The sequence below is a fragment of the Streptomyces sp. NPDC005263 genome (assembly GCF_042872365.1).
Classification (GTDB): Bacteria; Actinomycetota; Actinomycetes; order Streptomycetales; family Streptomycetaceae; genus Streptomyces.
This window is the reverse complement of record NZ_JBIAKJ010000003.1, coordinates 368,429-389,983: the sequence shown is the minus strand read 5'-3', so window position 1 is coordinate 389,983 and position 21,555 is coordinate 368,429. Positions and strand designations below refer to the sequence as shown.

Here is a 21,555-nt window from a genome sequence, read left to right as displayed (position 1 = left end):
CCACGTCCACCATGCGAGCGGTGAGATGACACGGAGGGTGGACGCGGAGTGCCGCCGTCATGGGGACCTGCCCGGGGTGGTCACGGGGCCGGTCCGGGCCCGGCAACGTGTTTTCGGACGGCCCTCAGCGGACGACGTGGGGCAGGAAGCGGGCGTACTCGTCCGTGACCAGGCCGGAGGACTCGCGGATGCCGAGGCCCGCGGACTCGCCCTCGACGACCCAGGCGCCGAGGACCACGTGGTTGCCGTCGAAGTCGGGCAGCGGGGCCAACTCCTGGTAGCAGCAGGCGTCTTCGCGTGGGGGCGGGGCGGGGGCGGCGGGGGCCGGCTGGTGGATCGTGACCCCGGCGCCCTCTCGGCCCAGCAGGGGCTTGGCCACGTAGCCGGTCGTCCGTGCCAGTTCCCGCGGTCCGTCCAGGTGGGCGGGGAGCAGGTTCGGGTGGCCCGGGTACAGCTCCCAGAGGATCGCCAGCAGTGCCTTGTTGCTCAGCAGCATCTTCCAGGCCGGTTCGATCCACAGGGTGCTGCCCGTGCCGCCGCCGTTGTCGAGGGTGTCCAGGACGTGGTCGGCGAACCGGTCGGTGGTGAGCCACTCCCAGGGGTAGAGCTTGAAGCAGCTGCGGATGAAGCGGAGTTGGTTGTCGACGAAGCGGCCGGACAGGGGGTCCCAGCCGATCTCCTCCATGGCGATCCAGTCGGTGTCCAGGCCGGCCTGCTCCGCGGTCTCCTTCAGGTAGGCGACCGTCATGAGGTCCTCGCCGAGTTCGTCGGCCGAGGAGTGCGCGAAGTAGAGGGGGCTGCCGGGCGGGAGGAGGGGGGCCTGCTTCTTCCAGGCCGCGATCAGACGTTCGTGGAGGGAGTTCCACTGGTCGGCGCCGGGGAAGCGTTCCTCCATCCAGAACCACTGGGGGGAGGCGGCCTCGACCAGGGAGGTGGGGGTGTCGGCGTTGTACTCCAGCAGTTTCGCCGGGCCCGTGCCGTCGTAACGGAGGTCGAACCGGCCGTAGACGGACGGGAGTTCCGCGCGGCGGCGCCAGGCCTCGGCGACCGTCTCGGTCACCCGCGGGTCGGTGATGCCGAGGTCGGCGAAACGGTTCTCGGCGACGATGTGCCCGGCCGCCGTCAGACACATGCGGTGGAGTTCCTCGACGACCTCCTCCAGCGCCTCGACCTCGGGGAGCGTGAAGGAGTAGTACGCGCTCTCGTCCCAGTAGGGGCGCAGGGAGTCGTCGGGGTAGCGGGTGAGCGGGTAGACGAGCCCCTGCTCCTCCACGGTCTGCTGCCAGCCGGGGCGGGGCTCGATGGTGTGGCGTTCCACGCGGGGCCTTCCGGGTGGCTTTCGGGTGAGTGGTGGCGAGGGTTGCGGACGGTCGTCAGCCGTCGCGGGTGCCTTTCGGACGCGTGGCGGAGTTACGGACGGCCGGTCAGCCGCCGGAGCCCTTGCCGCCGCTGCTGTCGCCGAAGCCGCCGCGGTCCACTCCGCCGCTGCCGCCCGACCCGCCCGACCCGGACTTCTTGCCTGGCTTGGTGAAGGAACCGCCCTTCACCCAGCCGCTCTTCTTCTTGCCGCCGTAGTAGTACATGCCGTTGACACGGGTGGAGGACTTGCAGTTCTTGTCGCTGACGACCTTGTAGCCCTTGGAGAGGGTGTAGCTGTCGCGGTCGACGCAGCGCTTGTCAGGGTCCGAGGAACAGGCCGTCAGGGCCATGGCGAGCAGGCCCACGCCGCCGAGCGCGACCGTTCCCGAGCGAAGTTGCCGTCGTGCGTCCGCCATGTTCGTGTCTCCCCCTTGTCGGGCCCGGTGCGCGGCCCGTGTCCGATGTCGCCGGACAGTTTAGAGAGCGGCGGGAGGGCGCGGCAGTGGGGGCCGCCGCTCGCGCCTCCCCTACAGTCCCTGTGTGCTCTTCGGAATGGTGTGCGCGCTCGGTGCCGCGGTCTGCTTCGGTACGGCGACGGTGTTGCAGGCGGTGGCGGCGCGGGCGGCGGACACCGCGGGGGGTGACGTCGGGGAGGCGACGCTGTTCCTGCGGGCGGTCAGGCAGTGGCGGTACCTGGCCGGCCTGGCGCTGGACGGCCTCGGGTTCCTGTTCCAGGTCGCCGCGCTGCGGTCGATCCCGATCTACGCCGTCGGGGCGGCACTGGCGTCCAGCCTCGCGGTGACGGCGGTGGTCGCGGCGCGGCTGCTGCGGGTGCGGCTGAGCGGACGTGAGTGGGGTGCGGTGGGCGTGGTGTGCGCGGGGCTGGCACTGCTGGGGATCGCGTCCGGCACGGAGGGCGACCGGGGCGGGCCCGCGGGGTTGGACTACGCCCTGCTCGGGACGGCCTTCGCGGTGCTGCTGCTCGGGCTGAACGGGGGGCGGCTGCCGGAGCGGGGGCGGGCCGCGGTGCTCGGCCTGGGTGCCGGGTTCGGGTTCGGGGTGGTCGAGGTGGCGGTACGGCTGATCGACACGCTCGCGGTCTCGGACCTGGTGCGGGATCCGGCGGTGTACGCGCTGCTGGTCGGGGGCGCGGCGGCGTTCCTGGCCCTGACGTCGGGGCTGCGCTCGGGCTCGGTCACGGCGGCCACGGCCGGCATGGTGATCGGCGAGACGGTCGGTCCGGCGGCCGTCGGGGTGATCTGGCTCGGGGATCGCACCCGGGAGGGCCTGGGGTGGGTCGCGGTGCTGGGCTTCCTCGTCGCGGTCGCCGGGGCGTTGGCGCTGGCCCGGTTCGGGGAGGCACCGTCGGCGGTCGACACGCGGGAGGCGGTGACGCCCTGAGGGGCCGGGGGGCCGGGGGCCGGGAGGCGGCGGGGAAGCCGGTGGAGCGTTCGCGTGCGTCACGCCACCGCGCCGGTCACCTCACCGCGTCGGTCACCTCACCCCGTCCGTCACCTCACCCCGTCCGTCACCCCACCCCGTCCGTCACCCCACCGCGTCCATCGCCTCCGTTATGCCGTCCCACAGCCGGGACCTGGCCTCCAGGGCGAGGGTCGCCGTCTCGGCGGCCTCCTGCCAGCGGGTGTCGTCCGTGCCGCAGAGGTCGGCCACCATCTGCAGGGCCATGGGGGTGTGCTCCTCGCCGTCGACCTCGACGTGGCGGGCGAGGTAGTCGCGGAAGAGCGGGAACCGGTCGGTGCCGTCCCCCTTGATCACCTGGTCGAACATGTCGGGGATGAGGTCCTCGCGGGAGAACGCGAAGGCGGCCGCCTGACAGTGCGGGGGCCGGTCGGTGATGATCGCGAAGGTGGTGCGGACGAACTCGGCGGCGGGCGCCGGCACTTGGGCGACCCGCAGCGCGGCGGACACGTCGTGCCCCTCAGCGATCAGGCCGATGAACGTGTCGATCCGGGTGGTGTCGGCCGACGCCTCGGTCATGGCCGCGCGGTACAGCTCGAAGTGGCTGGTGAAGCCGCCGTTCAGTTCGTCGCTCTCCTCGACCAGCACGATGTCGTTGATCAGCCGCCGGCCCACGGCCGAACCGCGCGGCACCCAGGGGACGTCGACACAGGTCAGCTCCCGTTGCAGGGAGGTGAGCAGGGACATGAAGTCCCACACCGCGAACACATGGTGCGCCATGAAGGTCGCCATGCGTTCCGGGCTGTCTATTCGCTGGTAAAGAGGATGGGCGGTGACTTCTTTTCGCGCGGGTTCGATCGCGGACCGGACACGTTCGATTCCCTCGTGGGTCATATTCCAGTGGTACCGGGACATGGATCTCCTTAGGTCTCGGACGGCGATCGTGCAGCCTTTCCCGACCGCCCGGCAAGCACTTCCCGATACTTGACAAAAGTTACCGCGAGTATCGATCGACACAAGACGTCAAGGCCGTCGAAAGCGTACGAAGAGCCGCGTTTCGGGCAGTCGAAAAACTTCGTTGAATATTTGAACGGGGTCGCTGGGCTTTCCGTACTCGTCGGCGTGACCAGTAATCCCGTCACCGTGACCGTGGCTTATCACGTGGTGCCGGGCCATGAGGGTGACTTCCACTCCTGGGGGTGGGCCATGCTGGCCGCGAGTGCGCAGCAGCAAGGCTTCCTGGGGGGTGGCGTTCTTGTCGACGGAGAGGCGGAGTGGCATGTCGTCTATCGCTTCGCCAGCGAAGACACCGCCCTGGCCTGGGAGAACTCGACGGCACGCGGGCAGTGGGACCTGCGCGCGGCGGGGTTCGCCCGGCAGACGGGCCGACGGAGCGTCCGGGGCCCGAAGGTGTGGTTCGAGGCCCAGAGCGAGCGGCCTCCGACTCCTCCGGCACCTCCGGCTCCGCCGTCGAAATGGAAGCTCTGGTTCATAAACATGAGCGCCGTGTTCCCGCCGGTGCTCCTGTTCAACGTGATCGTGCTCCCCTATCTCGGCGATCTCAATCCGTTCATTCGTACGCTGCTTTTGTGTCTGTGCGTGACGGCACTCGTCACCTGGATTCTGATGCCGCGCCTTCAGCGTTTCTTCAAGAAATGGCTGTATCCACCGCTCCAGGCGCTCCGCGGACGGCACAAACGGACCGCGTAGGCCAGAGAACGACGCAAGGGAGGTGGGCGGGTGAAGACCCTGCTCATCGACAATTACGACTCGTACACGTACAACCTGTTCCAGCTGATCGCCGAGGTCAACGGCGAAGAGCCGGTCGTGATCCTCAACGACGCCCCCGCCGACGCGGTTCCGGATCTTGCGGAATTCGACAACGTGGTGGTCTCGCCGGGCCCGGGGCACCCGGCGAAGGCACGCGACTTCGGCATCAGCGCCCGGGTGCTGGCCGGATCCCCGGTCCCGGTGCTCGGCGTCTGCCTGGGCCACCAGGGCATCGCGCTCGGGGCGAGCGGCCGGGTGGAGCCGGCCCCGGAGCCCCGGCACGGGCATCTGACCACCGTCCGGCACGACGGACTGGACCTGTTCCAGGGGGTGCCGCAGGCCTTCACCGCGGTCCGCTACCACTCGCTGGCCGTGCGCGAGCCCCTGCCCCTCGCCCTGCAGGCCACCGCCTGGGCCGAGGACGGCGTGCTCATGGGCCTGCGGCACCGCACCCGGCCCCTGTGGGGCGTGCAGTTCCACCCGGAGTCCGTGCTCACCGAGTACGGCCACCGCATGCTCGTGAACTTCCGGAACCTGACCGCGGAACGGGCCCGCAAGCTTCGTACGAAGAACACCTCCGTCCCCCCGACCGACGTGGCGATCCCCCGTCCCGCGGCCTCCGCGAACCGAGCCGCCGCCGCGGCGGCACAGACGGCCACGGCCTCGGACACCTCGTCGGCCGCCGCCACCTCCGGCCCGTCCGGTGTCTCCATCCCCCGCCCCCGGCGGGCCGCCGGTGCCACCTACCGTCTGCACACCCGTCGGGTCGCCGGCGCGGTCGACGCGGAGGCCGCCTTCACCCGGATGTACGCGGCGTCCGAGCGGGCGTTCTGGCTGGACAGTTCGCTGGTCGAAACGGGCCGGTCCCGGTTCTCCTTCATGGGTGACGACAGCGGCCCGCTCGCCGAGTTCGTGCGCTACGACGTGGACGCCGGGCGCTGCGAGATCGAGCGGGCGGGACGGCCGACGCGCAAGGTCACGGCCAGCGTCTTCGACTATCTGAAGCGGCAGTTGGCGAACCGGCGGGTGGACGCGACCGGGCTGCCCTTCGACTTCACCGGTGGCTATGTCGGCTACTTCGGCTACGAGACGAAGGCCGACTGCGGCTCACCGAACCGCCACTCGTCCGACATCCCGGACGCCTGCTGGCTGTTCGCGGACCGGCTGATCGCGGTGGACCACGAGGAGGGCTTCACCTACGCGGTCTGCCTGGCCGAGGACTCCCCGCAGGCGGCGCGGGAGGCCACAAACTGGCTCGAGGGCACCCTCGCCGAACTCAGCTGCGTGCAGCCCGACCCGGGCCCGGCCTCCGACACCCGGTCGGCGCCCGCTCCCGCCACGGCCACTCCCGACCTCATCGCCGCCGAGCCCTGGCTGGTGCGCGACCGGGCGACCTACCTCGCGGACATCGAGGCCTGCGTGCGGGAGTTGCGGGCGGGCACCAGCTACGAGATCTGTCTGACCGACGCCGCCCGGCTGCCCGCGCCGCCGGACGCGTACGAGTTCTACCGTGTCCTGCGCCGCGTGAACCCGGCGCCGTACGCGGCGTTCCTCAGGTTCAAGGACCTCGACGTGGCCGGCTCCTCCCCCGAGCGTTTCCTGCGGATCACCCGGGACGGGGTGGCCGAGGCCAGACCCATCAAGGGCACCGCGCCCCGCGGCGAGGGACCCGCGGAGGACGCGAGGCTGCGCGACGCGCTGGCGGCGGACGCCAAGACCCGCGCCGAGAACCTGATGATCGTCGACCTGCTCCGCAACGACCTGGGCCGGGTCTGCCGGACCGGCACCGTGCGCGTGCCCAGGCTGATGGCGACCGAGACGTACGCCACCGTGCACCAGCTCGTCTCCACCGTCGAGGGCCGGCTGCGGGCGGGCACGGACGCGGTGGACTGTGTGCGCGCCTGCTTCCCCGGCGGCTCCATGACCGGCGCGCCGAAGCTGCGCACGATGGAGATCATCGACTCGCTGGAGACCGAGGCCCGGGGCGTCTACTCCGGGGCCCTCGGCTATCTGGGGTGCGGTGGCGGCGCGGATCTCAACATCGTGATCCGTACGGCCGTACTCGCCGACGGACTGATGCACCTCGGCGCCGGCGGGGCGATCGTCCTCGACTCGGACCCGGTCGCCGAATACGACGAGATGCTGCTGAAGACGGCCGCGCAGATGCGGGCGCTGCGGGAGCACACGGTCGACCGGATCCGGGAGCAGCAGGAGCAGATCAGTCCCAGAATGCCGCGGACCGCCAGCGAGGAGCCTGCCCGATGAAGACCGCAGCGGACCGGTACGGCACAGCCCGTGCGATGACGGCCCCCAAGTCCACGACCACCAAGTCCACGACCAGTCAGGCAGTGACCCCCAAATCCGCGAGCACCCAGGCCACGGCCCCCAGGGCCGCGGGCTCCCGGCCCACGCTCGCTCCGGTCGACGCGGGCGCCCCCGGGAACCTCTCCGTGTATCTCGCCGCGCTCACCGAGCGGCGCGGCTGGACCGGCCGGGCCGCCTTCCACCAGGGCCACCGGGTCTGGACCCATGGCGAGGTGCACGATCTCGCGGCCCGCGCGGCCACTGTGCTCGCCGAGCACGGTGTGCGCCCCGGCGACCGGGTGCTGCTCGCCCTGCCGGACGGGATCGCCTGGGTGACGGCCTTCCTCGCCACCGCCCGTCTCGGGGCCGTGGCGGTGCTGGTCAACCCGGAACTGCCCGCCTCCGAGCACGCGTTCATGGCCGAGGACACCCAGGCCGTGCTGTGCGTGACCGGGCCGGGGCTGGAGAACCGCTTCGGCGACCGGGCGCGGCTCGGCGCCGACCAGTTACTGGCGCTCACGCCCACCGCCGAGCCGGCCGACGCCCACCCGGTGGACGCGCACACCCCGCTGTACCTCCAGTACACGTCCGGCACCACGGGCCGGCCCAAGGCGGTGCCGCACCGGCACGGCGATCCGCGGACGTACCACGACCTGATCGGCCGGCGGCTGCTGCGGATCACGCAGAACGACGTCACGCTGTCGGTGTCGAAGCTGTACTTCGCCTACGGGTTCGGCAACGCCTTCGTCTTCCCGCTCTTCTCGGGCTCGTCGGCGGTCCTGGTGGACCGGCGTCCGACCCCGGCCGTCGTGGACGAGCTCGTGGCCCGGCACCGGGTGACCCTGCTCTACTCCGTGCCGTCCGCGTACGCCGCCCTGGTGGCCGACCGGGGCACCGGGCACGAGGCCTGCTTCGCGTCGGTACGCGCCGCGGTGTCGGCCGGTGAGGGTCTGCCGCTGGGGCTGGGGATGCAGGTCTCCGAGCTGCTGGGCGCGCCGGTCCTGGAGCAGATCGGCTCCACCGAGGCGGGGCACGCCTTCTGCGCCAACAGCTTCGAGTACAACCGTCCCGGCACCGTGGGCCGTCCCGTGCCCGGTTTCGAGGTGGAGCTGCGCGACCGTGACGGGCATCCGGTGCCGGACGGGGCGGAGGGCGAGATGTGGGTGCGCGGGCCGTCTCTGACCCCCGGTTACCTGAACCGGCCCGAGGAGACGGAGCGTGCCCTGGTCGGGGGCTGGCTGGCCACCCGTGACCGGGCGTGCCGCGAACTCGACGGCACCTACCGGCACCTGGGCCGCGCCGACGACATGGAGATGGTCGGCGGCATCACCGTCTCGCCGCTGGAGGTGGAGGCGGTGCTGCGGACACATCAGGCGGTCCGGGAGGTCGCGGTCGTGGCCGTCAGGGACGGGGAGGGCGTCAGCAGGCTGCGCGCCTTCGTCGTGCCCGTCTCGCCGCTGACGGCCGGTCTGGAGGACGAGCTGATCCGGCTGGCCCGGGAGCACCTGGCGGCCTTCAAGGTCCCCCGGAGTGTCAGCTTCGTCCCGTCCCTGCCCCGTACCCCGACCGGCAAGCTCCGCCGTCACCTGGTCCGCAGGGGCGCGTGGTGACCATCCCAGAGACGGCAGAGACGGCAGAGATGTCAGAAAGGAAGGGCGTCATGCCCGGACTACGTCGCCCCGCCCGGCCCGGGCCCGGCCAACCGCTCCTCGCCGACCGCGGGTTCTATCTCGGCCCGGTGTTCCGGCGGGCGGCGGACCGCCACGGTGCCGTGTTCGTCACCCTGGACCGGCCGCTGGACGTCAACCCGTCCCTCGGGGTCGACCTGAGCTACCCGGTGCTGGCCGACGTCGTGGAGGAGCTGTCGGGACGGTTGTGGGAGGCGGGCGTACGGCCCTCCGAGCAGGTGGCCGTACACAAGACGGACAACGTCGACATCGTGCTGCTGACCTGCGCGATCTCCCGTATCGGCGCGGTGCCGGTGCTGCTCTCGCCCGGTCTCGCCGGTCCCGTCGTGGGGCAGTTGCTGGCGCGGCTGCGACGGCCCTGGCTGATCACCGACAGAGCGAAACTGGAGGGCCCTCTCCAGGACGTCGACGTGTCCGCGCACGTGTGGCGGACCCTCTCCGTGGACGACGCGCCCGGTGCCGAGCCGCTGGAGAAGTACGCGGGCGCCGAGCCGCCCGCTCCGGTACGGCTCCACCCCCGTGAACCCGCCCTGATCACCCACAGCTCGGGCACCACCGGTGTTCCGAAGCTCGCCGTGCACTGCGCGAACACCATGTGGAACCGGCTCGTACCGCAGCAGGCGATGGGCTGGCCGACGCGTGGCGAGACGGCGGCCCTGCACATGTCGTTCGTCCACTCGCGCTTCTACCATCTGCTCGGTGTCCTGCTGCACTTCGGCAGCCCGCTGCTGCTGATCACCGACCCCGATCCGGGGCGGGTGGCGCCGCTGCTGGTGCGGCACCGGCCCGGGATCGTCGAGACGCATCCCAACACCTTCGTGCTGTGGGAGGAGCTGGCCGACGCACCCGGCGCGCCGCTGTCCAGAGTCAAGGCGTACGGCTCCACGTTCGACGCGATCCACCCGCGGACCGTACGGCGGCTCCTTGACGCCTCGAAGCGGCGTACGCCCTGGCTGGTCCAGTTGTACGGGCAGAGCGAGACGGGACCGGTGGCGTTCCAGTGGTTCACCCGGCGCAGTGCCGCCCGCGCGGACGGCCGCCGGGTCGGGATCCAGATCCCCGGCTTCACCCGTGTCCGGGTCACCGACGCCGACGGGCGGCGGGCGGCTCCCGGCACGGCCGGCCGGATCGAGGCGCGCACCCGGGGCCGCATCCTCACCTATCTCGGGGCCCGGGAGCAGTACGAACGCCAACTCGACGACGGCTGGTGGCAGATGGGCGACATGGGGTACCTCAGTCGCCTGGGCACCCTGCATCTGATCGACCGTGAGGTCGACCAGATCGACGCCGTGCACAGCAACCTGGAGGTCGAGGACGCGCTGATGGAGCGGCTGGAGGAACTCCGTGAGGTCGTCATCGTGCCCGGCGCGGACCGGGAGCCGGTGCCTGTGGTGTGCGTGCGGGGCGAACAGCCGCTGGACCCGGAGCGCTGGCGGGAGGCCACGGCCGATCTGCCCGCGATGGCCGAGCCGAGGCAGTGGCGGTTCGAGGAGCTGCCGATGACCGCCACCTGGAAGGTGAAGCGGGTGGAGATCACTCGCATGCTGGCCGAGGGCGCGCGCGCATGAACCCCGTGATGGTCGTCGGCGCCGGCCCCGTGGGATTGTCGGCGGCCCTCGGGCTGCGGGCGCACGGGCTGCCGGTCGTCCTGTTGGAGGCCAACCCGAAGGACCGTGAACGGCCGGGCAGCCGGGCGCTGTTCGTGCACCGGGAGACCCTCCGCCTGCTCGACGGGATGCAGCCGGGGCTCGCCGAGGAGATCACCTCCTACGGGCGGACCTGGCACACCCGGCGCACCCTGTACCGGGGCCGCGAGGTGTACTCCCGGACCTACCCGCCCCCGTCGGGAATTCCGCCCTTCACCAGCCTGCGCCAGGTGGACACCGAGCGTTTCCTGCGGGCCGCCTGCGAGCGGGCCGGGGTGGAGTTCGAGTGGGACGCCCGGGTGCGGGACGTGCGCGGCACCGCACACGGGGTCAGGATCACCGGCGAGGACGGACGGGTGTGGACCGGCGGGTACGCGATCGCCGCCGACGGTGCCCGCTCCACGCTGCGCCGTTCGCTGGACATCGCCATGGAGGGCACCAAGGGCGAGGGCTTCCACGTGGTCGTCGACGTCGCCGACATCCCGGGCGCCGAGCTGCCGCTGGAGCGGGTCTTCCACTACGAGCATCCGGGGGTGGGCGGGCGCAGTGTGATGCGGGTGCCGTTCACCGGGGGCTTCCAGGTCGACCTGCAGTGCCGGGACGACGACCGGGAGGAGGAGTACGGCACCGAGGAGGCCGTACGGCGGTGGCTGCCGTCGGTCGTGGGCGACGGGTACGCCGACCGCGTCCTGTGGGTGTCGACGTACCGCTTCCTGCGCAAGGTGGCGGCCTCGTTCAGCGACCCGCACGGGAGGGTGCTGCTGGTGGGGGAGGCGGCGCATCTCTTCCCGCCGTTCGGGGCGCGGGGGATGAACAGCGGGATCGCGGACGCGGCGGCGGCCGCGAGCGCCGTCGCCGCGGGGACGGCGGGGGCGACGGGAGCGGTCGCCGAGTTCGCCGTGGTGCGGCGGGAGGCGGCCCTGTTCAACAGCGCGGCCGCCGGGGAGGCGCTGGACCATCTGCGGCCGCGGCGGCGCATCGTCCGGGTGAAGCAGCGGACGGCCGCGGCCCTCGCGCCGGTGCTGCCCTGGTGCGGATCATGGTTGGAACACGCGCCCTACGGGCCGCGCGGCGGGGCGCCCGTGGTGGCCGGGCGCACGTACTGAGGAGGGGATTGCGGTGATCGGACCGGCGGTCGCGGAGGGGCTGTTGAGGTGGGCGCCCGGCGAGGGGCCGGCGGCGGCCGGGTGGTCGGCGGCGACGGGGGCGGCGGTCGGGGGGCGGTTGCTCGTCGCGGACTCGTGGCTGGTGCGGGACGGGCGGGTGCGGGGCTTCGAGCGTCACCGGGAGCGGTTCCTGCGGGCGTGCGGCGAGTGCGGCGGGCCGCCGTTGCACCGGCTCGTGGAGTTCTGGCAGGACATGACGGCGGCCCTGCCGCGTACCGGTGAGTGGTTTCCCCGTGTCGAACTCGCCGCCGGGTCACTGGAGTTGAGGCTGCTGCTGCGGAACGCTCCGCCGCTGGGCTCCGGCGTACGGGTGTGCGCGGACGGACAGTCCGATCCGCGGACCGTCCCCCGCCGCAAGGGCCCGGACCTGGACGCCCTGGCCCGCGTCCGGCGGCGGGCGTCCGGCGAGGGCGCGGACGAGGCGGTGCTGGTCGCGCACTCCGGAGTGGTGCTGGAGGCGGCCACCGCCAGCGTGCTGTGGTGGGAGGACGACACCCTGTGCCTGCCCCCGCCACGGCTGCCCGTGCTGCCCGGCGTCACCGTCGGACTCATCCAGGAACAGGCCGCGCGCACCGGCACCCGTGTCGCCCACCGGGAGCGGACCGTGGCCGAACTGGACGGGCGTGAGGTCTGGCTGGTGAACGCGCTGCACGGCATCCGGCCCGTGACGGGCTGGACGGCAGGGCCGATGAAAGCGGCCCCGGCGGTGCGGGCCCCGGAATGGCGGACCTGGCTGGACGGCATCATGGAGCCGCTGCCGGAACACTGAATCCCGGCCCGGCGACGGAATAGGTCAGGCCGGAAACGGTATACGCCGATCCGGAGGCGATATACGCCGATCCGGAGACGGCATACGCCGGGCCGAATGAGACCCGTATTTCTCGGACCCATTCGACCCGGCGCGACAAAAGCTGCCCGAATTCAGTTTTCTTTCAGTTCTTCTTCGGCGCCGGCTGATAAGCCCCCGGCACCATCCGGGTCGCGATCGCGATCCGGTTGTAGGCGTTGATGACGGTGGCCGCCCAGATCAGTGCGGCGATCTGCTCCTCGTCGAAGACCTCCGCCGCCTCGGCGTACACCTCGTCCGGGACGTGACCGTCCTGCACCAGCGTCACCGCCTCGGTCAACGCCAGTGCGGCGCGCTCCCGTCCGGAGAAGAAGGGGGTCTCCCGCCAGGCGTTGAGCGCGTAGATCCGCTGCTCGGTCTCGCCCGCCGCGCGGGCGTCCTTGGTGTGCATGTCGAGGCAGAACGCGCAGCCGTTGAGCTGCGAGGCGCGGATCCTGATCAGCTCCAGGAGTTCCGGTTCGACCTTGGCGTCCTGGGCCGCGGAAACGGCGGCGCCGTGCAGGGCGCCCATGGCCGCGGAGACGTCGGGGGTAATCTTCTTCAGCGCCACACGTGATATCGCATCGATATTGGTCATGGGGCGACTCTATCCGCCGCACCGCACTTCGTAATGCACAACCACCGAATATCCGGGACGATTATCCGGGAAGTGCCGCACACAAGGCGTCCAAGGCCCCCGACCACGCGTGGTCCGGCGGTGTCGCGTACCCGACGACAAGCGCGTCCATGGGCTGCTCGGCGATCGCGTCGGGGTGCCGGTAACGGGCAAGTCCGTGGACCGCCAGGCCCTGCCAGGCGGCCGCCTGGACGACCGACTGCTCGCTGCCGGGCGGCAGCCTGAGGACGGCGTGCAGGCCCGCCGCGATGCCGGTGACGTGCACCTCGGGAGCGCGGGCGGCGAGGGCGGCCACCAGGGCGTCCCGGCGACGGCGGTAGCGAAGGCGGGCCGCGCGGACGTGCCGGTCGTAGGCCCCGGACGTGAGGAACTCCGCCAGCGTCAACTGGTCCGTCACGCCACACGTGTCGACGCCACCCTTCGCCTCCACGACCTCCTCGGCGAGTGCGGACGGCAGCATCATCCACGCCAGCCGCAGGCCCGGGGCGAGGGACTTGCTCGCTGTGCCCAGGTGGACGACGCGGTCCGGGTCCAGGTTCTGCAGGGCGCCCACGGGCTGACGGTCGTACCGGAACTCGCCGTCGTAGTCGTCCTCCAGGACCAGACCGCCGGTGCGCCGTGCCCAGTCGACGACGCCCGCGCGCCGGTCGCGGTGCAGGGGCACGCCCATCGGGAACTGGTGGGCGGGGGTGAGCAGGACGGCGCCCGCGTCGACCGGCTCCCCGGGGTCCGTGCCCAGCGGGTCGAAGGGCAGCGGGGTGGTGGTGAGGCCGGCCGCGCCCAGGATCTTCCGGTGGACGCGGAGGCCGTACGACTCGACGGCGACCGTGCGCACCCCGCGGGCCCGCAGGACCGTGCCGAGCAGCTTCAGGCCGTGCGAGAACCCGGCGCACACCACGATCTGTTCGGGGTCGGCGCGCACTCCCCGCGCCCGGGCCAGGTAACCGGCGAGCGCGGCACGCAACTCCGCACGGCCGCGGGGGTCACCGTAACCGAAGGCGTCGTACGGGGCCGCGGTCAGGGCACGGCGCGCGGCCCTGAGCCACTGGGTACGCGGGAACGAGGCGAGGTCGGGGAAGCCCGGACGCAGGTCGTACGCGAACCGGGCGGACGCGCGGGGCCGGCGGGCCGCACCGGTCGGCGGTCCGGCCGCCGGGTCCCGCCGCCCGGGGGTCGTGCGAGGTGCCGCCCCGGTGGCGACCCGCGTTCCCGAGCCCTGCCGGGCCGTCAGCCAGCCCTCGGCGACCAGGTCGGCGTACGCGTCGGCGACGGTGTTGCGGGCGATGCCCAGGTCGGCGGCGAGCGCGCGGGAGGACGGCAGCCGGGTACCGGGGGTCAGCCGGCCGGAGCGGACCGCCGCCCGCAACGCGTCGGTCAGTCCGCGGCGCAGGTGCGGTCCGGACGGCTCCAGATGCAGGTCGACACCCAAAGTGGCCCACGGTTTCGCCATGGGAATGGACCATATGCCTGGGCTGCTTCGCTCCTAGGGTCGGGGTATGACGACGACTGAGTACGCGGCCGAAGTCGGCCCGCGCCTGGACTGGGCCAGGCTCGCCCCCGACGTCTACAAGGCGATGGTCCGGCTCGACATGGCCGCCCAGCAGGGACTCGACCCGGTGCTGTACGAGCTGGTGAAGATCCGGGCCTCCCAGATCAACCACTGCGCCTTCTGCGTCGACATGCACACCAAGGACGCGCTCGCGGCGGGCGAGAGTGTCGAGCGGATCGTCCAGCTCAGCGCCTGGGACGAGTCACGGCACTTCTACACCGGGAAGGAACTCGCGGCGCTGGAGCTGACGGAGGCCGTGACGGTCCTGACCGAGGGGTTCGTGCCGGACGAGGTGTACGAGAGGGCCGCCCAGCACTTCGAGGAGGCGGAACTGGCCCGGCTGATCTCCGCCATCACGGTGATCAACGCCTGGAACCGGTTCGGCGTGACCGCCCGCATGACACCGGGCCACTACCAGCCGGGCCGGCACAAGTGACGGCACAGGTGACGGCGGCAGTGGCAGCGGAAGTGACAGGTCGGACCCGGCTGCTCGACCCGGCGGTCGGCCGGGCCATGTCCGCCCTCAGTGCCGCCGCGAAGAAGGGCCTCGGCGACCCCGCGCTCGCCGAACTGGTGGTGATCCGGGCCTCCCAGGTCAACCACTGCGCGTTCTGCCTCGACATGCACCTCACGGTCGCCCGCGAGCACGGGGTGAGTGAGCGGCAGCTCGGTCTGCTGGCCGCCTGGGAGGAGGCGGGGGACGCCTTCGACGAGCGGGAGCGGGCCGCGCTGGCGCTGACGGAGGCGGTGACCGTCCTGACGGACCGGTTCGTGCCCGACGAGGTGTACGACCAGGCCGCCCAGCACTTCGACGAGGTCGAACTCGCCCACCTCGTCGGGCTGATCGTCGCCATCAACAACTGGAACCGGGTGATGGTCGGCCGCCGGATCCCGCCGGGGGGATACACGCCGTGAGCGAGTTCGAGACGTTCCGGAGACTGCATCGCAACCGGCTCCCCGGGGATCCCCTCGTCCTTCCCGGTCCCTGGGACGCGGCCAGTGCCCGGGTGCTGGCCGACGCCGGATTCCCGGCACTGGCCACACCGAGCGCCGGCATCGCCGCCTCCCTCGGTTACGCGGACGGGCGGACGCCGGCCGACGAGATGTTCGCGGCCGTCGCGCGGATCGTCCGGGCGGTGGACGTGCCGGTGTCGGCGGACGTCGAGGGAGGGTACGGGCTGCCGCCCGAGGAACTGGTGGCGCGGCTCCTGGACGCGGGAGCCGTCGGGTGCAACCTGGAGGACTCCGTCGACGGTGTCCTGAAGGACCCGCACGAGCACGCCGACTGGCTCGCCGCGGTCCGGTGCGCGGCGGCCGACGGGCTCTTCGTCAACGCGCGCGTCGACACCTTCGCCTGCGGCCTCGCCGATCCCGAACGGGCCATCGAACGGGCCGCGTTGTACGTCGCCGCGGGCGCCGACTGCGTGTACCCCATCGGGGCCCCGCCCCAGGTCCTGCCGCTGCTGCGGGCCGGGATCCAGGGTCCGGTCAACGTGGGGGCGCAGATCGGCGAGGGCCCCTCGCCCGCCGAACTCGGCGCACGAGGGGCCACCCGGGTCACGTTCGGACCGGGGCTCCAGCGGCAGACCGCCCAGGCGCTCGGGGAGATCGCCGCACGGCTGCGGTAGCCGGGGTCAGGACGGCCAGGGTCAGGACAGCCACGCCTTCCAGGTGGACTCGTGGCTGTCCACCCACTTCTTCGCCGCGTCCTCGGGCGACATCTTCTGGTCGGCGATCATCAGGGAGACCTCGTTCTGGTCCTCGGTCGTCCACTTGAACTTCCTCAGCAGGGCCGCCGCCTTGCCGCCGCCCTTCGCGAAGTCCGTGTTGAGGTACTTCTGCAGCGGGGTGTGCGGATAGGCGCAGGCGACCTTCGCCGGGTCGGCGTCGCAGCCCTCCTTGTAGGGGGGCAGCTTCACCTCGGTCATCGGGACCTTCTTGAAGAGCCACTGCGGGGCGTACCAGTACGTCAGGAAGGGCTTCTTCTCCTTGGCGAACTGCCTCATCTGCGTGATCTGGGCGGCCTCCGAACCGGCGAAGACGACCTGGTAGTCGAGCTTCAGGTTCTTCACCAGCGCCTGGTCGTTGGTGACGTAGGAGGGCGAGCCGTCCATCAGCTGGCCCTTGCCGCCGCTCTCCGGAGTGCGCAGCTGGGAGGCGTACTTGTTGAGGTTCTTCCAGTTGGTGACGTCCGGGTGCTGCTTGGCGAAGTACGTCGGGACGTACCAGCCGATGTGCCCGGTCACGCCGAGCCCACCGCCCCGCGTGATCGTCTTCTTGTCCTTGACGTACCGCTGCTCCTGCTCGGGGTGGCCCCAGTCCTCCAGGATCGCGTCGACGCGGCCCTGGCTGAGCGCGTCCCAGGCGGGCACCTCGTCGACCTGGACGGTGTCGACGTGGTAGCCGAGCTGGTGCTCCAGGAGGTACTGGGCGACGGCCACGTTGGCCTGGGCGCCGACCCAGGACTGCACGGACAGGGTCACGGACTTCGACCCCTGGGCGTTGGCGAAGGGCGAGGCCTGCTTGGTCATGTCGGCGGCGCCGCAGCCGGTCACGGTCACCAGCAGCAGCAGGGAGCCCACTACGGCATTCGTACGAAGTCGCATGTCATGCTCCCTTCTTGGCGCGGCGTTCGGTGGGCTGGGTCACCCGGTCGAGCATCAGGCCGAGGCAGACGATCGCGGCACCGGCCACCAGGCCGGTCGCCAGGTCGCCCTGGGCGAGGCCGAAGACCACGTTGTAGCCGAGCGCGCCTCCGCCGACCAGGCCGCCGATGATGACGACGGCGAGGACCAGGACCACGCCCTGGTTGACGGCGAGCAGCAAGGACCGCCGGGCCAGCGGGAGTTGCACCTGGCGCAGTTGCTGGCCGCTGCTGGCGCCCAGTGAGCGGGCCGCCTCCATCGCGGCCGGGTCGACCTGACGCAGTCCCTGGACGGTGATGCGGACGACGGCGGGCAGGGCGTAGACCACGGCCGCAGCGACGGCGGGGGCACGGCCGACGCCGAACAGGGCGACGACCGGGATCAGGTACACGAACTGCGGCATGGTCTGGCAGACGTCCAGGAAAGGCCGCAGCATCCGCTCGAAGCGCTCGCTGCGGGCCGCCGTGATACCGATGGCGAATCCCAGGACGAGGGTGACGGCGACCGCCGCCAGCACCTGGGACAGCGTGTCCAGGGACGGCTTCCACACGCCGAGGACACCGATCGCGGCCATCGCGAGGACCGCGGTGAGCGCGGTCTGCCAGGTGCCGATCACCCAGGCCAGCGCGGCGACGATGAGCAGCACCGACCACCAGGGCAGCCCCTGCAGGCCGTCCCGGACCGGGTCGAGGACCCAGGTGGTGAAGTGGCCCGCCCAGTCGGCGGTGCCGCCGACGACGGGGACCCCGGAGTACAGGTGCGCGGTCATCCAGTCGACGACCCGGTTGACCGGTTCGGCGATGTTGAGGGTCCAGGTCTCGGGCCAGTCCAGACGGCCCAGCAGCCGCCCGGCCACGGCGACCGCGACGGCGGCGAGGAGCGCGTACGCCCATCCCGCGCGCCCCGATCGCTCGGTGTCGTCGGACCGCTCGCCCGCGGCGGACGTGATCCGGTCGAGGACGACGGCGAGCAGCACGATCGGGATACCGGCCGCGAGGGCCGCGCCCACGTCGACGGAGGCGAGGGCCTGGTAGACCCGGTCACCGAGGCCGCCGGCGCCGATCACCGACGCGATGACGGCCATGGACAGCGCCATCATGATCGTCTGGTTGAGGCCGAGCAGGAGTTCCTTGCGGGCCAGCGGGAGCCGGGCGGTCAGCAGGCGCTGACGGGCGGTGGAGCCCAGCGACTCGACGGCCTCCAGCACTTCCTTGTCGGCGCCGCGCAGGCCGAGCGAGGTGAGGCGGGCCATCGGCGGGGCGGCGTAGACGACGGTGGCCAGGACGGCCGCGGGGACGCCGATACCGAAGACCAGGACCACCGGGAGGAGGTAGGCGAAGGCGGGAAGCACCTGCATGGTGTCCAGGACCGGACGCAGGACGCGGTCCATCCGGTCGGACAGCCCGGCGGCGAGACCCAGCACGGCACCCACGACGACCGAGGCGAGGACCGCCACGACCATCAGGGCGAGCGTCTGCATGGTGGGGATCCACATGCCGAGCAGCCCGCAGGCGAGGAACGCGACGGCGGTGCCGGCGGCGAGCTTCACTCCGGCGACCCGCCAGGCGACCAGCCCGCCGATCGCGGTGACCCCGGCCCAGCCGACGCCGAGCAGCACCAGGTACACGGCGCGTACGGACAGCACCACCGCGTTGCTGATGTAGCCGAAGAAGTAGAGGAACAGCGGGTGGCTGTCCCGGTTGTTGATGATCCAGTCGCTGGTCTTGGTCAGCGGCTCGGTGAGGTCGACGGTGAGCGCGCCGGGCCAACTGCCGCTTGCCCAGCGGGCGTTCGCCAGCGGCACGAGGATCGCGGCGGCGAGGGCCAGCAGGGCGAGCTTGGCGACGGCACGTCGTTTGAGAACGCCGGGAAGGGAGACCCGGGGGGCGGCTGCGGTGACCGTTGCCATGTCAGACAGCCCCCTTGCCCAGCTCCGTTCCGGCCACGACATCCAGGAGCCGTTCGTGATCGACGACCCCCAGACACCGGCCGTCCTCCACGACGCAGGCCGGCTCGTGGCTGCGGGCGACGACCTTGATGGCCTCGGCGACCACCGCGTCCGCGGCGAGCGCGCCCGGGTGCGTCGCGTTGCCGCAGTCCCCGGGGCGCATGGCCGTACGGACCGTCATGACCTGCTCGCGGGGAACGTCCCGGACGAACTCGCGGACGTAGTCGTCGGCCGGCGAGCCCACGATCTCCTCGGGGGTGCCCAGCTGCACCACGTGTCCGTCGCGCATCAGCGCGATGCGGTCGCCCAGCTTGAGTGCCTCGCTGAGGTCGTGGGTGATGAAGACCATCGTGCGGCCCTCCTCGCGGTGCAGCCGTACGACCTCCTCCTGCATGTCGCGCCGGATCAGCGGGTCGAGCGCGCTGAACGGCTCGTCGAACAGCAGGACCTGGGGGTCGACGGCGAGCGCGCGGGCCAGTCCGACACGCTGCTGCTGGCCGCCGGAGAGCTGGCCCGGGCGGCGCTGCTCCATGCCGTCCAGGCCGACCTTGGCGACGATGTCCTTGGCGCGGGCCCGGCGCTCGGCGCGGCCGACGCCCTGGATCTCCAGGCCGTAGGCCACGTTGTCGAGGACCGTGCGGTGCGGGAGCAGGCCGAAGTGCTGGAAGACCATCGCGGCGCGGTGGCGGCGCAGTTCCCGCAGCCGGGCCCGGTCCATGGCCCGGACGTCCTCGCCGTCGATGGCGATGGTGCCGGCGGTCGGCTCGATCAGCCGGGTCAGACAGCGCACCAGGGTGGACTTGCCGGAGCCGGACAGGCCCATGACGACGAAGACCTCCCCCTTGCGCACGTCGAAGGAGACGTCCCGGACGGCGGCCGTGCACCCGGTACGGGAGCGCAGCTCGGCGGGGTCCAGGGCGGAGAGCTCCGGGTCGGCGGGGACGCTGTCGGCCTTCGGTCCGAAGACCTTCCAGAGGCCCTCCACCGAGAAGACGGGGGTGGCGGATTCGTCCGTGGGGGGCTTGCGGGTGGGAACAGTGAGCGCCATCAGGCGTCGCCTCCGATCAGTTCAACCGCCTTCTCGCCGACCATGAGCACCCCGATCATCGGGTTCACCGCGGTCATGGTCGGGAAGACGGACGCGTCGGCGATCCGGATGCCGTCCAGACCGCGAATTTTCAGTTCCGGGTCGACGACGGCCAGGGGGTCGTCGGCGGATCCCATGCGGCAGGTCCCTGCCGGGTGATAGACGGTGTGCGCGACCTTGCGTGCGTACTCGCTCAGCTCCTCGTCGTCGGTGACCTGCGGCCCCGGGGCCACCTCGCGCTTGAGCCAGCCGGCCAGCGGCTCGGTCTTCGCGATCTCACGGGCGATCTTGATCCCGTCGACGAGGGTGCGGCCGTCGTAGTCGTCCTCGTCGGTGAAGTAGCGGAAGTCCAGGGCGGGCTTCACCGACGGGTCGGCGCTGGTCAGGTAGAGACGGCCGCGGCTTTTCGGCTTGGGGATGTTCGGGGTCATCGAGACGCCGTGCGCGGGGCGTTCGTAGCCCAGGCGTTCCGGGTTGTCCGTGAAGGGGACCTGGTAGAAGTGGAACATCAGGTCGGGGCCCTGGTGTTCGGGGTCGCGGCGCACGAACAGGCCCGCGTCGGAGTCCATCGCGGAGTTCTCGGGGATGGGTCCGTTGGTCTCCCAGACGATCACCGACTCGGGGTGGTCGAGCAGGTTCTCGCCGACGCCGGGCAGGTCGAGCACGACGGGGATGCCCAGCTTGTCGAGGTCCTCCTTGGGCCCGATGCCGGAGTGCAGCAGCAGCCGGGGCGAGTCGACGGCGCCCGCGCACAGCACCACCTCCTTGCCGGCCCGGACGAGGATCTCCTCGCCGTCCTTGGTGCGGACGTGCACGCCCTCGGCGCGGGTGCCGTTCAGCTCCAGCCGGTAGGCCCAGGTCTCCAGCATGATGTGGAGGTTGGGCCGCTCGTCCATCACCGGGTGGAGGTACGCCACCGAGGCGCTGGAGCGCTTGTTGTTCTCGGGGTGGTAGGCGAGGTCGAAGAACCCGACGCCGTCGTTGAACGGCTTCTTGTTGAAGCCCTCGACACGGGGGACCTGCAGCGCCTTCTGCGCGGAGTCCACGAAGTCGCGGGCGACGGCGTTGCGGTCCTTCTCGTCGACCGGGACGACGTTGTTCTTCAGCCGCGCGTAGTACGCCTCCATCGGCACCGCGCCCCAGCCCTTGGCGCCGGCCGCCTCCCACTCGTCCCAGTCGGACGGCAGCGGCTTGAAGGCGATCAGGGTGTTGTGCGAGGAGCAGCCGCCGAGGACCCGGGCACGGCTGTGCCGGATGTGCGAGTTGCCGCGCGGCTGCTCGGTGGTGGGGTAGTCGTAGTCGAGTTCGCCGCCGAGCAGACCCATCCAGCGGCGCAGGGTCAGCACGTCGTCGCGGTCGACGTCACTGGGGCCGCCCTCGATGACGGCGACGGTGACGTCCGGGTTCTCGGTGAGGCGGGAGGCTACGACGGAGCCTGCGGTGCCACCGCCGATGACGACATAGTCGTAGACATGTGGGTTGTCGGACATGGGGGGTACTCCTGGGGCTTG

At 71.7% G+C, this 21,555-nt stretch carries 19 protein-coding genes; 10 read left to right on the top strand and 9 right to left on the bottom strand.

Annotated elements, in window-relative coordinates; all coding sequences use genetic code 11:
- Positions 1-124 precede the first annotated feature (124 nt).
- Positions 125-1,318, bottom strand: coding sequence for a glutathionylspermidine synthase family protein (locus ACFYRY_RS15375; RefSeq protein WP_389144623.1), 1,194 nt, complete (start codon positions 1,316-1,318; stop codon positions 125-127).
- A gap of 106 nt (positions 1,319-1,424) precedes the next feature.
- Positions 1,425-1,775, bottom strand: a complete 351-nt coding sequence (locus ACFYRY_RS15370) for a hypothetical protein (protein WP_389144619.1) — start codon at positions 1,773-1,775, stop codon at positions 1,425-1,427.
- A gap of 136 nt (positions 1,776-1,911) precedes the next feature.
- Here ACFYRY_RS15370 and ACFYRY_RS15365 point away from each other — a divergent pair, with 136 nt between their 5' ends.
- A complete protein-coding gene (locus tag ACFYRY_RS15365; RefSeq protein WP_389146225.1) occupies positions 1,912-2,760 on the top strand; it encodes a DMT family transporter in 849 nt (282 codons plus the stop codon).
- A 144-nt stretch (positions 2,761-2,904) separates the two neighbouring features.
- On the opposite strand, the gene ACFYRY_RS15360 is transcribed toward ACFYRY_RS15365, so the two are convergent.
- Positions 2,905-3,672, bottom strand: a complete 768-nt coding sequence (locus tag ACFYRY_RS15360) for a DUF3050 domain-containing protein (RefSeq protein ID WP_389144616.1) — start codon at positions 3,670-3,672, stop codon at positions 2,905-2,907.
- 228 nt (positions 3,673-3,900) lie between these two features.
- On the opposite strand from ACFYRY_RS15360, the gene ACFYRY_RS15355 reads away from it, so the two are divergent.
- The 6 genes from ACFYRY_RS15355 to ACFYRY_RS15330 are packed head-to-tail and all read left to right on the top strand — an operon-like array spanning position 3,901 to position 12,121.
- Positions 3,901-4,488, top strand: a complete 588-nt coding sequence (locus ACFYRY_RS15355) for a hypothetical protein (RefSeq protein WP_389144613.1) — start codon at positions 3,901-3,903, stop codon at positions 4,486-4,488.
- Positions 4,489-4,518: 30 nt separating this feature from the next.
- On the top strand, positions 4,519-6,813 hold the full coding sequence (gene pabB / locus ACFYRY_RS15350; RefSeq protein WP_389144610.1) for an aminodeoxychorismate synthase component I: 2,295 nt from the start codon (positions 4,519-4,521) through the stop codon (positions 6,811-6,813).
- Positions 6,810-8,462, top strand: coding sequence for an AMP-binding protein (locus tag ACFYRY_RS15345; protein ID WP_389144607.1), 1,653 nt, complete (start codon positions 6,810-6,812; stop codon positions 8,460-8,462). Before pabB ends, ACFYRY_RS15345 begins: the two co-directional genes overlap by 4 nt.
- A 50-nt stretch (positions 8,463-8,512) precedes the next feature.
- Positions 8,513-10,108: a class I adenylate-forming enzyme family protein gene (locus ACFYRY_RS15340; protein ID WP_389144604.1), complete on the top strand. Its 1,596-nt coding sequence runs from the start codon at positions 8,513-8,515 to the stop codon at positions 10,106-10,108.
- Positions 10,105-11,292 (top strand): FAD-dependent monooxygenase, encoded by a 1,188-nt coding sequence (locus ACFYRY_RS15335; protein WP_389144601.1) that lies wholly within the window; start codon positions 10,105-10,107, stop codon positions 11,290-11,292. Before ACFYRY_RS15340 ends, ACFYRY_RS15335 begins: the two co-directional genes overlap by 4 nt.
- A gap of 13 nt (positions 11,293-11,305) precedes the next feature.
- Positions 11,306-12,121: an aminotransferase class IV gene (locus ACFYRY_RS15330; protein ID WP_389144598.1), complete on the top strand. Its 816-nt coding sequence runs from the start codon at positions 11,306-11,308 to the stop codon at positions 12,119-12,121.
- A gap of 163 nt (positions 12,122-12,284) precedes the next feature.
- Here the strand turns inward: ACFYRY_RS15330 and ACFYRY_RS15325 are convergent, their stop codons facing one another.
- Both ACFYRY_RS15325 and ACFYRY_RS15320 read right to left on the bottom strand, forming a co-directional pair.
- On the bottom strand, positions 12,285-12,776 hold the full coding sequence (locus ACFYRY_RS15325; RefSeq protein ID WP_389144595.1) for a carboxymuconolactone decarboxylase family protein: 492 nt from the start codon (positions 12,774-12,776) through the stop codon (positions 12,285-12,287).
- A gap of 61 nt (positions 12,777-12,837) precedes the next feature.
- Positions 12,838-14,265, bottom strand: a complete 1,428-nt coding sequence (locus tag ACFYRY_RS15320) for a PLP-dependent aminotransferase family protein (protein WP_389144593.1) — start codon at positions 14,263-14,265, stop codon at positions 12,838-12,840.
- A gap of 46 nt (positions 14,266-14,311) precedes the next feature.
- On the opposite strand from ACFYRY_RS15320, the gene ACFYRY_RS15315 reads away from it, so the two are divergent.
- The 3 genes from ACFYRY_RS15315 to ACFYRY_RS15305 are packed head-to-tail and all read left to right on the top strand — an operon-like array spanning position 14,312 to position 15,992.
- Entirely contained in the window at positions 14,312-14,800 is a 489-nt protein-coding gene (locus ACFYRY_RS15315; protein ID WP_389144590.1) for a carboxymuconolactone decarboxylase family protein, read from the top strand.
- A 32-nt stretch (positions 14,801-14,832) separates the two neighbouring features.
- A complete protein-coding gene (locus ACFYRY_RS15310; RefSeq protein ID WP_389144587.1) occupies positions 14,833-15,279 on the top strand; it encodes a carboxymuconolactone decarboxylase family protein in 447 nt (148 codons plus the stop codon).
- Positions 15,276-15,992: an isocitrate lyase/phosphoenolpyruvate mutase family protein gene (locus tag ACFYRY_RS15305; protein ID WP_389144584.1), complete on the top strand. Its 717-nt coding sequence runs from the start codon at positions 15,276-15,278 to the stop codon at positions 15,990-15,992. The genes ACFYRY_RS15310 and ACFYRY_RS15305 overlap by 4 nt, the downstream gene beginning before the upstream one ends.
- 21 nt (positions 15,993-16,013) lie before the next feature.
- On the opposite strand, the gene ACFYRY_RS15300 is transcribed toward ACFYRY_RS15305, so the two are convergent.
- The 4 genes from ACFYRY_RS15300 to ACFYRY_RS15285 are packed head-to-tail and all read right to left on the bottom strand — an operon-like array spanning position 16,014 to position 21,534.
- On the bottom strand, positions 16,014-16,970 hold the full coding sequence (locus ACFYRY_RS15300; RefSeq protein WP_389144581.1) for an ABC transporter substrate-binding protein: 957 nt from the start codon (positions 16,968-16,970) through the stop codon (positions 16,014-16,016).
- Position 16,971: 1 nt separating this feature from the next.
- The gene (locus tag ACFYRY_RS15295; protein ID WP_389144578.1) at positions 16,972-18,918 is read right to left on the bottom strand and encodes an ABC transporter permease; all 1,947 of its coding nucleotides are present in this window, start codon (positions 18,916-18,918) and stop codon (positions 16,972-16,974) included.
- Between the two features lies 1 nt (position 18,919).
- The gene (locus ACFYRY_RS15290) at positions 18,920-20,005 is read right to left on the bottom strand and encodes a glycine betaine/L-proline ABC transporter ATP-binding protein (RefSeq protein WP_389144575.1); all 1,086 of its coding nucleotides are present in this window, start codon (positions 20,003-20,005) and stop codon (positions 18,920-18,922) included.
- The gene (locus ACFYRY_RS15285) at positions 20,005-21,534 is read right to left on the bottom strand and encodes a GMC family oxidoreductase (RefSeq protein WP_389144572.1); all 1,530 of its coding nucleotides are present in this window, start codon (positions 21,532-21,534) and stop codon (positions 20,005-20,007) included. Before ACFYRY_RS15285 ends, ACFYRY_RS15290 begins: the two co-directional genes overlap by 1 nt.
- Between the last annotated feature and the right edge of the window lie 21 nt (positions 21,535-21,555).

Excerpts from the sequence above, each read along its gene's own strand:
- ACFYRY_RS15335 (WP_389144601.1), top strand. The coding sequence starts at position 10,105 with ATGAACCCCGTGATGGTCGTCGGCGCCGGCCCCGTGGGATTGTCGGCG.
- ACFYRY_RS15325 (WP_389144595.1), bottom strand. The coding sequence starts at position 12,776 with ATGACCAATATCGATGCGATATCACGTGTGGCGCTGAAGAAGATTACC.
- ACFYRY_RS15290 (WP_389144575.1), bottom strand. The coding sequence starts at position 20,005 with ATGGCGCTCACTGTTCCCACCCGCAAGCCCCCCACGGACGAATCCGCC.
- ACFYRY_RS15340 (WP_389144604.1), top strand. The coding sequence starts at position 8,513 with ATGCCCGGACTACGTCGCCCCGCCCGGCCCGGGCCCGGCCAACCGCTC.
- ACFYRY_RS15320 (WP_389144593.1), bottom strand. The coding sequence starts at position 14,265 with ATGGCGAAACCGTGGGCCACTTTGGGTGTCGACCTGCATCTGGAGCCG.
- ACFYRY_RS15360 (WP_389144616.1), bottom strand. The coding sequence starts at position 3,672 with ATGACCCACGAGGGAATCGAACGTGTCCGGTCCGCGATCGAACCCGCG.
- ACFYRY_RS15315 (WP_389144590.1), top strand. The coding sequence starts at position 14,312 with ATGACGACGACTGAGTACGCGGCCGAAGTCGGCCCGCGCCTGGACTGG.
- ACFYRY_RS15370 (WP_389144619.1), bottom strand. The coding sequence starts at position 1,775 with ATGGCGGACGCACGACGGCAACTTCGCTCGGGAACGGTCGCGCTCGGC.
- ACFYRY_RS15345 (WP_389144607.1), top strand. The coding sequence starts at position 6,810 with ATGAAGACCGCAGCGGACCGGTACGGCACAGCCCGTGCGATGACGGCC.
- ACFYRY_RS15365 (WP_389146225.1), top strand. The coding sequence starts at position 1,912 with ATGGTGTGCGCGCTCGGTGCCGCGGTCTGCTTCGGTACGGCGACGGTG.
- ACFYRY_RS15300 (WP_389144581.1), bottom strand. The coding sequence starts at position 16,970 with ATGCGACTTCGTACGAATGCCGTAGTGGGCTCCCTGCTGCTGCTGGTG.
- ACFYRY_RS15295 (WP_389144578.1), bottom strand. The coding sequence starts at position 18,918 with ATGGCAACGGTCACCGCAGCCGCCCCCCGGGTCTCCCTTCCCGGCGTT.
- ACFYRY_RS15285 (WP_389144572.1), bottom strand. The coding sequence starts at position 21,534 with ATGTCCGACAACCCACATGTCTACGACTATGTCGTCATCGGCGGTGGC.